Origin of the sequence: Halobacteriovorax sp. HFRX-2_2, assembly GCF_043196705.1 — a bacterium.
In the GTDB taxonomy this organism is placed as follows: domain Bacteria; phylum Bdellovibrionota; class Bacteriovoracia; order Bacteriovoracales; family Bacteriovoracaceae; genus Halobacteriovorax_A.
The window spans coordinates 400,598-413,617 of sequence record NZ_JBEBMT010000001.1 but is presented as its reverse complement, the minus strand read 5'-3'; the positions used below and the strand labels follow the sequence as shown (position 1 = coordinate 413,617).

The window sequence follows — 13,020 nt, the reverse complement described above, 5'->3', positions numbered from 1 at the left end:
GTCACCATTATCATAAGTTAGTCCCACCATATTCATCATCCCCATATAAAGAAGGGGCCTAAACTTATCAAAGTGAAGAAATTTCGGACGCATTATATAATTTAATCCAACGTTAAAAAAGTCTTCGTGTTCAACATCATAGACAGGCATGAAATGCCAAGTCGTCATCCCCATCTCATCGACCATAAAATTCATAAAGGGATCATTTAAACCTAAGAAGAATGCGGCCACATCAAAGAAGTAAAGATCTGCAATATGGTCAAGGGCCGATACTTCAGGCTGAGTTGTCTCATTGGCCTCATTTCCAAAGTGCATGGCAAAGGTTACAAAGAACGAAAAGGTCTTGGCCCATTTAATATCGTAGTAGTCAGAGTACTCCATGAGCTTCTTCGTCTCATAGGCGCCACCAAATGTATGAAGGAAAATATTTGGCAATACGCGATTACTTAAGAATTCTTCTTTTAGTAATTTATCAAATCCACCATTCTTCTTAATCGAATGAATGGGATCTTTTACCTTATCCCAAACAATCTTATGCTTTTCAAAATAGTCCTTCTGATTAAACCAATAAGGGTTTTGAATAACGTCAAATGAACCATTGATATACAACTGAATTGGAAACCATGGACCGTCTTCTCTCTCATCAAAAACGAGATAATTTGAACTCTGAGCAAAGATTTGTGATGAGGTAAATAAAATTAATAAAAAAGAGATTAATTTTTTCATATTTTAGTGAACTGGCTTAATTATCGCAATGTATTATTGGCCAGAACGTGGCCAAATTTATATAAGATCACATCGTGAAAAGTTTTATAATTACCCTATCTTTTACAATACTTACTCTGTGCATGCAAAGCACTTCTTTTGCACAAAAAAGGTATTTCTACCAAGACCGTGATCACACAAAAGAAGAGATCTATAAAGATGTTGGATTTGTTTTTGGAATCTCTCTCATTGCCTATCCCCTAACACAGTGGGATACCGTAAGAAATGAAGGATCATGGGATACCTACCGCAAAAACTTCGGAAAAATCGTTTTTGATCGCGATGAACCATTTTGGAACTATATGGTTCACCCTTATACAGGTTCACAAATGTTTCTCTACTATCGTGCTCGAAATTATCGATATGCAGATGCCCTCGCACTAACTTTTGTCTCCAGTACTATTTTTGAATTTCTCATCGAAGTCTATACTGAACCAGCTTCAGTACAAGATCTCTATCAAACACCTGTGCTTGGAGCTGTTATGGGCTACGGCTTTGAGAAGCTCTCAATGTCTCTACTAAATGGAGATAGCAAGGTTGGGCACTTCTTTGGCCACCTAATTAACCCAATGACTCTCTTTCCTTCAATCTTTGAAGGAACAGCATATGCAGTCATTGCACCAGACTTAGACAAGAAATCAATTGGATATTACTTTCATGCAGAATTTTAAACTGATTCTCATATTCTTCATTTCCATAACTTCTGCCTATGCTCAGAAGGGACCCTACGAGTTTTACCTAAGGGCCGGTTTCACTCTTCAAAACACAATTTTCAACGAATTAGATGACGATCAATACGAAAATAAATATGACATCGAAGACCGAGAGGAATCAAAGGCCTTTGGTATCTATACACAGTTCTCTTTTCGCCTAGAAAGAATTGAAATAGGACTTGAATCCCACACGACATTTGGACGAGCTCGCGACCTTCGCTTTGCCTATGAAAATAAAGTACTTGAAGGACAAGGTAACTTTAGATCATTTAATATCACTCCAACGATTAGAATTAATTCAGATGTCTATGATATCGAGCTTTTAGACTTCATTGGTTTTAGAACTTTTAAAGCATATATTAAGTTTGGCCCAAGTTGGTTGCTTAACTCACTTGATCTAGATAATTTTAATATCAATACTAATGGCAGAGAGCTTAAGATTAACTATGACTCTTTTGGAGGAGCCTTAGCGATTGGGATTGAGCAGGTTAAAGAAGTAGACCACTTCCCTTTCTTTGCGGAAGTTTCAGTAGCGGCCTATCGCTCTTACAAGGCAACTTTAGTCGATCGAACGAATCGAACGAAGGTTGAAATTCTTAAAGAGCAGAGCGCGCGAGAAGATATTAATTCGTTTTCAATTTTTTACACAATAGGAGCATCTCTATTTTGAGCACGCAAGTAACAGATAAAGATATTGAACAAATCGAAGCCTTTTTAAAAAGAGAGGCCAGAGGTATTGTTGAGGTTTCAGCAAGAACAACTGATGGTAGACCTGCTTCGATCAAAGTGACTCCCGTTGTTGATAAGGTTCCATTTCCAACGATCTATTGGTTAGTTGACCCTGTTGTTTATAAGGCCATTAGCCAAATCGAGGGACAAGGCTTTACCAAAGAGCTTCAGGCCATGATTGATGCTGATGAAGAACTAAAAGAAAAAGTGAAAGCAATTCATGAATCATATCGCGATGAAAGAGTGAACCTATTTAAAGAAATGAATCTTGAGTTACCAGATAATATGATGCCAATGATTACAGATACTGGAATCGGAGGCCTTAGAGACTTCTATCACTTAAGATGTCTTCATATGTTCTATGCTTTTCACCTAGTGCGCCCTCATGTCATTGGTGAGCTAGTTGATAAGAAATTACAACAAGCTTAGCGATTGGCCGTCACATGATGGTAAGTGAAGCCTAGACTCCACACAAGAGACACTCCAAGGTGGATATAGGCAGACCACTGTCTCAGAAGATCATTATCACTAACCTGAATTAAGTATCCAGATAAGCTCATAACCACAAAGAGTCCAATTAGGAAAATTCCCGATGTGCGTGACTTCTTGTAGCCACTTAGAACTCTCTTATAAATATGATTTGAGAAGATTGTCCCAACAAAGAAAAGAAGAAAAGGCACAGATAAGATGTGAAGCTTTTGCATCCAAATTGAAAGAGGATGTGTTTCGATTCCCCAGTCACCTTCAATGGCCATAAAATACTTGGCCACAAAGTAAATTGTTCCTGTCACAACAATGAAGTAATTCGAGATAAATAGATTATTCTTTTCTGAAGGTGTCATAGCTTAGACTAGAGTATATCTTTTTGTAGATATAGCGACAACCACACTAAAAATTTTGTACTATTTGAAGAAAGAGTCGCTCCGGAAACAATATCAATTGAATCTGGTCTCTGTGATTTAAAGCGAGAAAGCCAGCTTGCCTTAACCTTGTACTCAGAAGGCTCTTCAAACTTAACAATGGCCAAGCTCTCAATATTATTCTTTACCACGTGAACGTGGAGAACCTGATTCTTTGTACGAACAGTATCAGTAAAGACAAAGTCATATGATGTCTTATTCTTACACTCTCTCTTATAGAAAGAATAAAAGCGACGAATATTTCGAGTTGGGTACTTTGACTTAATTGTTTCAAATTCTTTGTCAGTTAAGAACTTAGACTTCTCAACAAACGAGCAATCAGGATACTTCTTAGAAAGAGTCTCCTTAATTCCTGCATGAACTTGAGTTTGTGCCAAAAACAAGAAAACAGTAAAGAGGAAAATCCCCTTTACTGCTTTAATATTGAATAGATTTGAAAATCTTAGTATTCCCATCCGATCCCGAAGTTTACTTCTTCTGATTCACCAGCATTAGATGCATTATTTAATTTTGTGAAGTCAGCTTTGAAAGAAACCTTATCAAGTGGCTTATACATAATACCAGCTGTGATATGCTCTTTATCATTTGCTTTGTCAGCTACACCAACAGATGAATCAACATCATCTTGAGTGTTATAACTTTCGTATCTTACATATGGCATAATTGAATAAGTTTTACCATGAGTAAGATTGTAAGCTAGATCAACATAGTAACCTTGCATTACATCTGCCACAACATTTCCAGATGCTGCAGAGAATTCTTTACCATCAAGAGTTGAGTAAACATATAATGCCTTCACCATTAGGCCTTTGTAATTATATGCTAAGTGAACATCGTAGATATTGTGCTCACCTTGAGCGTTACCGTTAGTTGTCCCAACGTAGATTGATGTTCCTAGGTCTAGACCAAAGTCAAATCCGTAATCAACTCTAGCAACGTGTGACCAGTGTCCAGCAAGTGCTTTAGCACCTTTTTGACGTCCACCACGTACACCACCTTCAGAGAAACCAGCAGATCCATCCCAAGACTTAAGTGAGTTCATGATGTAGTACTTATACTCAAGGTTATTCCAAGTACCATAAACTCCTACACCGTTTTCACGCATAGTCGTTGGAATAATTGCATTTTCAAGTCTTGGACGCTTAACACCAATAAAACGAGTTGGCTCGTGCTCAGTGTTCACAATTCCAATTGGAGTAAGTAAAAGACCAGCTTTAAAGTTTAGTAGGTCTGAGTGTGCATAACGAATTTCAGCAAATTCAGTATAGATCTCATCAGCGTGCTCAATTTCAATTTCAGTCATGAATGACCACTTGTCACTAAACTGATAACCAACGTAAAGAACGTTTCTTAATGTATCCCACTGAGATGTACCTTCACTATTGTCAGTATAGATAATCTCACCGTAACCACCAAGGCTTACCTTAGACGATAGACCTTTTGATTGCATGCTTTGTACTTCTTTAGAAAGGATATCAATTCTTCTTTCTAGCTCTTGTGTTGTAGCAGCACTAACTGTCGTTGCTGCAATTAAAGCGATAAACAACTTTTTCATTTATTCTCCTATTAAACATTTTGTTTGAATTACCAAACGGATGTTAATGAGAATTAAATAAAAGGTCAAGTCACTAAACTAGACAATATTTTTAGTTGTTTCTGTTCGCACTACGCTCTAAAAAGAAGACAAAGAAGAAGCCGATGACAACAAGCACCACAGCTAGAATATCTTCCTGTGACAGAGACGTTGGGAAGTAGAGACTCTCTGAAAGAACTTTTGTTTTTCCACGGATAACCACTGACTTTGTCACCTCTCTCCAAGGCCACACCTTAGATAAGGTACCAAGAAGAATCCCTACAAGAAAGGCCATCGTGCGCTCACGAAAGTTCTTCATAAAGAAGTTTAAAACTTTTGAGAAGCTTACAAGCCCCGTTAAGCAACCAAGAGCAAAGACACCAATGATAACCAGTGCACCCTCTTGAAATGGATTCTTTAAAGCTCCCGTTACATATTCATACTTCCCTAAAATAAGGAGAATGAAAGAGCCTGAGATTCCAGGAAGAATCATGGCCGTAATTCCGATAAGCCCACAGATATAGATAAACCATAGATCAGTTGGAGTTGTTACTGGCACAAGCTGAGTAATAGCAAAACCGATTGCAGCACCTAAGGCCACCATAACAAGTGCCAAAGGATTCTTACGATCCTTTAAGTCCCTAGCAATGACAATGATAGAAGCTGAAATCAACCCTAGAAATAGGCCCCATGTCGGTACCGGGTGATAATTAATCAGATAATGCATAAGCCTTGCAAGAGAAAGCATGGCCCCGAGAATTCCAATCCCTAGCGGAATGATGAATTTTAAATCAATCTTCTCTGAAACACTCTTTATATTAAAAGTTAGTGCATCCTTAATAAGAGCTTTATCAATGGCAGCAACTGTGGCCAGAAGCTTGTCATAGATTCCAGTGATAAATGCAATAGTTCCCCCAGAAACACCAGGGATTAAGTCGGCAATGCCCATAAGAAAGCCCTTGCAAAAAACAAGGGCCATATTTTTATTGATCATAATTGATTACTCTTTATTCTCTTGTGCTTCTTCTTTAGCAAATGGAGTATCTTCCCAGTCTACAGAGTGCTTACACTCAGGACATTGAAGCTGTTTCCCCCATCTCTTTGTTTCCTTAACGCCCATCACGCCAAATCCACATGCAGGACAATCCATAACTTTTGGCTCATTCCAAAGGGCCGTTTCACACTCTGGGTAATTCGTACAACCATAGAAGATTTTCCCGTAACGAGACTTCTTCTCTGCAAACTTTCCAACCTTACACTTTGGACAAGTTACATCAATTGTATATGGAAGAGTTGTTTCACACTTTGGATATTCTTCACAACGAACAAAGCGTCCATACTTCCCTTTCTTAACCTCAAGACGCTTTCCACACTCAGGGCATGGGTCTCTAAACCAGTCTTTTGGAAGTATTTCAATTGTTCCATCAAGGTGCTTTTTAAAGTCATGAGTCGATGTACAATCTGGGTAGTTACGACAAGCAAGGAACTGACCATTACGTCCCCATTTAATAAGGTACTCACCGTCTTCACACTTATGGCAGTGAATTCCTGTTGGGATCTCCTGCTTCTTAAGGTTCTTCATTTCCTCTTTTGCTTTTTCAAGAGTCTTTTCAAAACCTTGCCAGAATTCCTTAAGGACTTTCTTCCACTTAATTTCACCGTCTTCAATTTTATCCAGAAGTTTTTCAACATTGGCCGTAAAGGCAACGTCCATCACATCTGGGAAAGATTCAATAAGCATCTTACAAACAACGGTACCAAGTTCAGTAGACATGAAACGGTTCTCGACCTTTTCGACATAACCACGATCTTGGATATTTGAAATAATTGAAGCATATGTCGATGGACGACCAATTCCCTTCTCTTCAAGAGTCTTTACAAGTGAAGCTTCATTGTAGCGAGGAGGTGGCGAAGTCCAGTGTTCCTGCTCAGCAGGTCCATTCTTTGCAGGCATTTGCTCACCAACTTCAATTACTGGTAATTCACCAGTTGCCTTTGGTGTGTCATTTTCATCCTCATCATCGTTTCCGCCACGACGTGAAGCTTTCTCTGCAGCAGCTTCCATGTAGACAGTTCTAAAACCAGGGAATTTAATGATCGATCCATTTGCCTTAAAGAAGTGACCTTCGCACTCGAAAGTTACCGCAGTTTGATCGATAATCGCCTGACTCATTTGAGAAGAAATAAACTTATTCCAAATAAGCTCGTATAACTTCTGCTCATCTGGCTCTAAATCTCCTCTTAGTTGACTTGGAGTATATTCAAGAGATGTAGGTCTGATGGCCTCGTGGGCATCTTGAACCTTACTACTTCCCTTCTTCTTATATTCAATTGGTTCTGGTGATAAGAACTTCTCACCATATTGGCCCTTAACATATTCACGAAGAGCATTTAATGATTCTGGCTCAGTTCTAACAGAGTCCGTTCTCATATATGTGATTAGACCGACAGTTCCAAAGTCAGTTGTTGCAATCCCTTCATAAAGTTTTTGCGCAACCATCATTGTTCTCTTGGCCGTAAAACCTAGCTTATTAGCTGCTTCCTGTTGAAGCTTTGAAGTTGTAAAAGGAGGCGTTGGGTTTTGTTTTCTTTCACGTTTTTTAACGTCAATAACTTCAAACTCTTTCCCATTAACATCTTTTACAATTTGTTTTGTGAATTCTTCGTCTGTTAATTCAGTTTTCTTCTTGGCCTCTTCACCGTAGTACTTGAACTCAAAAAGAGTTCCATCTTTTTCCATCTCACCATGGATTGAAAACCACTGCTCTGGAACGAAGGCCTTAATTTCATCTTCTCTTTCAACAATGATTCTTAAGGCAACTGATTGTACACGTCCGGCAGAGATACCACGCTGAACCTTATCCCAAAGAATTGGCGAAATCTTATAACCCACAAGACGGTCAAGTACACGACGTGTCTTTTGGGCATCATACATATTAACATTTAGATCAACTGGATTTTCAACGGCATTCGTTACAGCATTCTTTGTAACGGCATTGAAGATAACTCGCCTGATCTTCTTGCGCTTGCCAATTTCTTCAGCAAGGTGAAATGCAATGGCCTCTCCTTCACGGTCCAAGTCGGGTGCGAGGAAGATTTCATTTGCATCTTTTGCTAATTCTTGAATTCTTTCAATCTTTGCTGCTTTACCAGCTATAGGAACGAGGTCAATTTCAAAGTTCTCTTTGATATCAACACCTAGTTTTGATTTTGGTAGGTCTTTAATGTGTCCATTTGAGGCAACAACTTGAAAACCACGGCCAAGATACTTTTTGATGGTTTTGGCCTTGGAAGGTGACTCCACAATTACTAGCTTGTAGTCTTTGTCTTTTACCGAAGAGGCTTTCTTCTTCGTCGTTTTTTTGGTCGTCTTTTTGGCCGCCTTCTTAGCTACTTTTTTCTTTGCAGTTTTTTTGGCAGCTTTTTTGGCAGTTTTCTTCTTTGTTGTTTTTTTTGCTGCTTTTTTCGAGGCCTTTTTAGAGGCAGCATTTGTTGCAGCTTCACTCACAACTTCTGATTGTGTCATGATGTTCACTATCTCCTATTATAAAAAACAAGGTGCGTTACAAGAACGCACCAAGGATATCTTAACATATTTTTCGCTAGCATAGATTAATTTGAGTCACTATTCAATAGTTCTTCAATTTCTTCGATGTCATATGGAGTCAATCCGTAAGGGTTCTCCTTACTGTTCAGATCTTCATCCATATACTTAAGACCTTCTTGTGATTCGATTTCATTCATTGAAGGTAGTGCGTTAGGATCTTTGGCCTTCACACCTTTCTCAATTAAATTCAGGTCTTGACGCTCTAAGTAAGTATCTTCGTCAATCTTCTGCTCATTTAATTTTGTTTCAGCATCAATCAATTCTTTCTCAAGCTTCTCAAGTTCTTTAAGATCACGAGCTTGTTCTTTAATAATCGATTTCTCTCTTTCTTGGCGTTCAAGTTCTTCAAGTTCATCTTCTTCAAGGCGAATTTCATCAACCTGCTTAAGAAGATCTTCCCCAAGATTATCTAGGTTCAGCTCAACATCAAGTTCCTCAAGAGCAAGGTTTTCTTGCTTTCCAAGATTCTTAGCGCGAGTGTTATTACGTAGCTGCTCGGCCATCTTTGCTGTTGCCTCAGATTTAGTCAGGGCAATATCACCAAGCTCCATTCCTGAATTACTATAAGAAATAACGGCCGTAGCGAAATTATCTGTAACAGTAATGACCGTTGCCTCACCTTTTACATAAGTCGGTTGAGAACTAATTTGCTTTCCTGTTCCTCTATCCATAAATGAGTAAACTTCAAAAACATTTCCTAGCTCGACACCATCAACTCGACCACGATCGAGGTAAACAACACTTCCAAGTGCTAGTCCACGCTTTTGTTGTTTATATGAACCAATAATGGCCGCTTCAATGCGACGAGGATTATAAGTTTTAAAGATCTTGGCAATCTTAGGTGTATAAACAGTAACTCTAGCACCGCGCTCAATCGTTTCCACAATTTCGTCAACCGATACTTCCCACTTATTATCTTCTAACTCTCTTATCGCCTTTACTTGTCCTAAGATTGTATAGCGTAGACCTTCTCGATCAGAAATACGATGAGAAACCTTTCCATCTGGTTGATAGATTGAGAATTTATCACCAGGCCTTACTTGCACACTCTTATCAAACTTAACGTAGACATTCTGATCGCGAAGAATAAGAACAGACTCGTCTTGCTTATCAGAGATATACCCTAAGTCTTGAAGATGGTTAGTCGATAGAAATGTATTTAAATAGAAACCATGAGAAACCGTGATCTCTTGTCTTTCAATAGAAGAGATTCCATTCTTATCATATTGATTATCTGGTTCCTCAATAATGATACGTGAAATAGGCGGAGCATACTTCTTATAATCAGTATTAAGTTCGATCTCTGTCATTGATAGAACATCATCATATGAAGACTCAGTTAACGATTGAAAGAATGCACCCTTATTTACAAGTGTTCTTCTCTCTTTTAACCAGTCTGACTTAATATCATCACCGTATGCAGAAAAAGCACCAGAAGATGCTACTTTTACATTTTCAGAACGACGAACTTGACTCCCATCATCCTCAAAACTACCAAAGGCAACTTTTGGGAAAGAAGTTTCACTTCCTGTTGAGAAAACAAGAACTTGTCCCGGCTCAATTTCGTGAGGGTTTGTAATTTGTGGGTTCATTGACCAAATCTTAGAATAGTAGAATCCTGATCCAAAAAGATTTTGTGAAATCTTCCATAACCAGTCACCTTCTTGAACAACATACTTATCGACCTTTGCCGATGTTGCGAGCTCATTCCACTCTTCTTCAGGTATTTTCTTTTCAACAAATTTTGCAAGATCAAGAAGCTCTTTCTCTTCTCTTCCCACATTGAAAAGGTTTTTATTGATCGTTACTTTTTGATCACTAGCACTCGACTGCTTGGCCTTCTCTGGCTCAACAATCTCTACATTAGTTGCTTGTGATTTTGTATCAACATCTTTTGCAAGAATATCAATCTCTTCAAGATTGTCTGCATTCTCTAAATTATTAGCATTAATCTTTTGGAGATTTTCATCAGTAAGGACCTCTTCACCAGGAAGGGTCTTCTTTTGATCGCTCTTGATAGAATTTAATTCATCAGCAAGAACTTCGTCTGATACATCCGTTTGTTGTGGCTGATCAGTCTCTTCCTCTAAAAGCATAAGAAGGTCTTTATCATCTAAGAGCTCTAGATCCTTAAGATCATCTTGCGCACGCACCTGTCCCATGCTCATGAGAAGAGATACGATACAAAATAATAAGCTTAGATTTTTCTTCTTCAAACTACGCCCTATGCTTCACCGAAGAAATCGTGAAGGATTGAATAATACTTCTCTTTCTTCTTTGCTAATTTTAATTTATCAGTACAAACAATAAGTCTTCCTAAACTTTTAATAACAAGACCTGAAAAAGCATGTTGTCTAAGAATCTCTTCATACAACTGCATTGCTAGATCAAATTCTTGCTGAGAAAAAAGCATTTCTGCTAAATAGAATTTTGCTCTTACTTTAATTTGATTATGTCTTGAACCTTCAAGATCTTTTAGAATTGTTAGAGATTGGTCTAAGCGGTTTTGTGCCATTAGGCCTTCGGCCTGCTTTAAAAGATTTAATTCTTTTTGTAGAAGAACATCGTCTGATTGCTCTTGCTTCTTTTGTGCAACCACTTCATTAGCAAAAACATCGACTGTTTCAGCAACACTACTACTCTTTGCACCTTGAAGATCATCAATCATACTAAGCTGTACTTGCTCAGCTGACGCCTTCCCGTCCTTGGCCTTGTATTGATCGGCTAGACTTGGGGCCTTAGTATCTTTTAAAAGCTTGTCGTATTTCTCAAGAAGTTGATCGTACTGGGCCTTAGGAACCATTTGTTGTTTAGCTTCGGCCTGCTTCGCTTCTTCGATTGGATATCCTTCTTCATCAAAAAGAGTTTTTCTTTTCGACCACGAACAAGAAGTCGTTGCCAATGCTAAAATTAATACTGAAGTGAGTGGAAATCTCTTCCTGAAATCTTTCACTTGTAGTCCTCCATGACTTGATAAAAGAGTGGCCTTTAATAATATTTTAGGTTACAAAGCGTTTAAGTCAATGAAATTTCGTGGATAGGCAAAGACTGCCAAGCCAAATAACTAAATAAAAAACAAACTTGTCGAGTATTTTATGAGTGAGATATTTAAAACAATTGTAAGAGTACCAAAGAAAGAATCAGCATATTTCTACTTTCAACTTGAAGCAAATGAAGGCCTATGTTTCTACTCAACAATCGAAGGAGACAAGCACGAAGGTCATCGCGACATTATCGTTCAGGCACACCCTAGCCTAAAGCCTGAGGTTAAGTACTTACTTAATAAATTAGCTCAAGAAATCGAGCTACAATTTATTGACTAAATTTTGTACACCTAAGAGAAGATTTCAAATCCGACTAACTCAATCAAATTAAATGATATAACTCGCAAAATACCGTAAACCTAAAACGGAGAGAGATTATGTCACCAGCAATTAAAAAAGTTGCTAATACAACCTTGTGTGTATTGGCCTGCCTTCAAATGGCCTCTTGTAAAGTTGTTACCAACAAAGGTATCAACAATCACTTTAATGACTTCAAACTAAGTCTTGAAAGCTCTGAAAAGTCGAACTTATCGGACTCAAAACTGATGATGGCCAACGAGCTACAAATTAAATCAGAACAAATTGCCAAGCTAATCAATAGTGCTCCAAAATTTGAAACTTGGACAGACTCAAAACAAACATACGGATCAAACGATCGTAGAAGAAGAGTGCGTACTGTTGAAAAATATAATGAAAGCAAAGAGAAAATTCGCAACTGGATGAAGCAAGTAAAAGATTTAACTCTTGATATTCACGCCATTACATTTGATGCCGGAAAAGATTCTTATCGTAAAGATGAAACAAAACGTCTCATCAACACACCAGAACAAATGGCACAAAACGAAGTCCTTGCACTCTACTCTCTTACTTATATGAGAAACTTAAGTGAAGGATACACAAAGCGCTCGATTGGATATATTGAAGAAATCTCTTCAGATAAGATGCAGCGTTTTACTGAAACTGATGAGGCATTTAAGCTTGAAGTTCTACAACAGCATATGGCCTATATCGGAATGATGAAAATCATCGATCAAGATGCTAAGAAAACTCTGACAAAGCTTAAGGCCATGAGAGATGCAAATATTCTATCACCAGAGTTAAGTGAAAATATCAATAACCTTCTTAATACTGGAAAGAAAGAGAATGCTGAAAAGATAGAAAAGTTCAAAGAATATAAGCAAGAAGCTCTCACTCAAGAACAAAGAGCTGAATTTGATAGGGCCCTAACAACTTACGAAAGTGTATTTGGTAAGAAGTCTCTTCTTTTTGATCCAGCTAACCCTGACCACCCTCTAATGCACTTATTTGTTATTGCTTCTAACCTATCGTGGGGATTAATCAATACAATGGTAGGAGCAGCTTTTATTGGGACAAAGGTAATCCTTGCACCAGTTAGTCGTGGAGTAAACCTTTTCATCAACTTTCTTGAGGCCGTAACTCCATACCGTTATATGAGAATGATTGAATTTGATCTACCACGTATCAGAATTGCAGCTTCAAAAATGCAAATTTATGCAGATGTATGTGGACTTGGAATTGTTCCAGGAAAGATGTCAGCAGGTCTTTTTGAACTAGACTTCTGCTCAGGTTACCGTTTTGCTTCAGGACACGAAGCAGGCCATGCTAAGCAATCAGCACTTCTTGGGCCCCTATACTTCCCAGCGGTGGT

At 38.2% G+C, this 13,020-nt stretch carries 13 protein-coding genes; 5 read left to right on the top strand and 8 right to left on the bottom strand.

Annotated elements, in window-relative coordinates; translation table 11 throughout:
* A partial coding sequence (locus ABMA79_RS01965) for a hypothetical protein (protein WP_393089800.1) occupies nucleotides 1-726 on the bottom strand: 726 nt, incomplete at its 3' end.
* A 122-nt stretch (nucleotides 727-848) separates the two neighbouring features.
* Here ABMA79_RS01965 and ABMA79_RS01960 point away from each other — a divergent pair.
* The 3 genes from ABMA79_RS01960 to ABMA79_RS01950 are packed head-to-tail and all read left to right on the top strand — an operon-like array spanning nucleotide 849 to nucleotide 2,636.
* The gene (locus tag ABMA79_RS01960) at nucleotides 849-1,436 is read left to right on the top strand and encodes a DUF3943 domain-containing protein (protein WP_393089797.1); all 588 of its coding nucleotides are present in this window, start codon (nucleotides 849-851) and stop codon (nucleotides 1,434-1,436) included.
* Nucleotides 1,423-2,148: a hypothetical protein gene (locus tag ABMA79_RS01955; RefSeq protein ID WP_393089794.1), complete on the top strand. Its 726-nt coding sequence runs from the start codon at nucleotides 1,423-1,425 to the stop codon at nucleotides 2,146-2,148. The genes ABMA79_RS01960 and ABMA79_RS01955 overlap by 14 nt, the downstream gene beginning before the upstream one ends.
* Nucleotides 2,145-2,636, top strand: a complete 492-nt coding sequence (locus tag ABMA79_RS01950; protein WP_392856860.1) for a DUF501 domain-containing protein — start codon at nucleotides 2,145-2,147, stop codon at nucleotides 2,634-2,636. Before ABMA79_RS01955 ends, ABMA79_RS01950 begins: the two co-directional genes overlap by 4 nt.
* On the opposite strand, the gene ABMA79_RS01945 is transcribed toward ABMA79_RS01950, so the two are convergent.
* From ABMA79_RS01945 to ABMA79_RS01915, 7 genes are all read right to left on the bottom strand, one after another.
* Nucleotides 2,633-3,049, bottom strand: a complete 417-nt coding sequence (locus ABMA79_RS01945; RefSeq protein WP_392856861.1) for a hypothetical protein — start codon at nucleotides 3,047-3,049, stop codon at nucleotides 2,633-2,635. The genes ABMA79_RS01950 and ABMA79_RS01945 overlap by 4 nt on opposite strands.
* 8 nt (nucleotides 3,050-3,057) lie before the next feature.
* Nucleotides 3,058-3,582 carry an FMN-binding protein gene (locus tag ABMA79_RS01940; protein WP_392856864.1) on the bottom strand — a complete coding sequence of 175 codons (525 nt, stop codon included), beginning with the start codon at nucleotides 3,580-3,582 and terminating at the stop codon, nucleotides 3,058-3,060.
* Nucleotides 3,570-4,682 (bottom strand): hypothetical protein, encoded by a 1,113-nt coding sequence (locus ABMA79_RS01935; RefSeq protein ID WP_393089791.1) that lies wholly within the window; start codon nucleotides 4,680-4,682, stop codon nucleotides 3,570-3,572. The genes ABMA79_RS01940 and ABMA79_RS01935 overlap by 13 nt, the downstream gene beginning before the upstream one ends.
* Before the next feature lie 91 nt (nucleotides 4,683-4,773).
* Nucleotides 4,774-5,694, bottom strand: coding sequence for a DUF368 domain-containing protein (locus ABMA79_RS01930; protein WP_392856867.1), 921 nt, complete (start codon nucleotides 5,692-5,694; stop codon nucleotides 4,774-4,776).
* A 6-nt stretch (nucleotides 5,695-5,700) separates the two neighbouring features.
* A complete protein-coding gene (gene topA, locus ABMA79_RS01925; RefSeq protein ID WP_392856869.1) occupies nucleotides 5,701-8,226 on the bottom strand; it encodes a type I DNA topoisomerase in 2,526 nt (841 codons plus the stop codon).
* An 86-nt stretch (nucleotides 8,227-8,312) separates the two neighbouring features.
* A complete protein-coding gene (locus tag ABMA79_RS01920; protein WP_392856871.1) occupies nucleotides 8,313-10,523 on the bottom strand; it encodes a LysM peptidoglycan-binding domain-containing protein in 2,211 nt (736 codons plus the stop codon).
* An 8-nt stretch (nucleotides 10,524-10,531) separates the two neighbouring features.
* Entirely contained in the window at nucleotides 10,532-11,260 is a 729-nt protein-coding gene (locus ABMA79_RS01915) for a hypothetical protein (protein WP_393089788.1), read from the bottom strand.
* A 142-nt stretch (nucleotides 11,261-11,402) separates the two neighbouring features.
* Between ABMA79_RS01915 and ABMA79_RS01910 the strand changes: the two genes are divergently transcribed.
* Together ABMA79_RS01910 and ABMA79_RS01905 are read left to right on the top strand one after the other, a co-directional pair.
* The gene (locus ABMA79_RS01910) at nucleotides 11,403-11,630 is read left to right on the top strand and encodes a DUF4911 domain-containing protein (RefSeq protein WP_393089785.1); all 228 of its coding nucleotides are present in this window, start codon (nucleotides 11,403-11,405) and stop codon (nucleotides 11,628-11,630) included.
* A gap of 98 nt (nucleotides 11,631-11,728) precedes the next feature.
* Nucleotides 11,729-13,020 (top strand): hypothetical protein (locus tag ABMA79_RS01905; protein ID WP_393089782.1); only part of this gene is annotated, 1,292 nt, incomplete at its 3' end.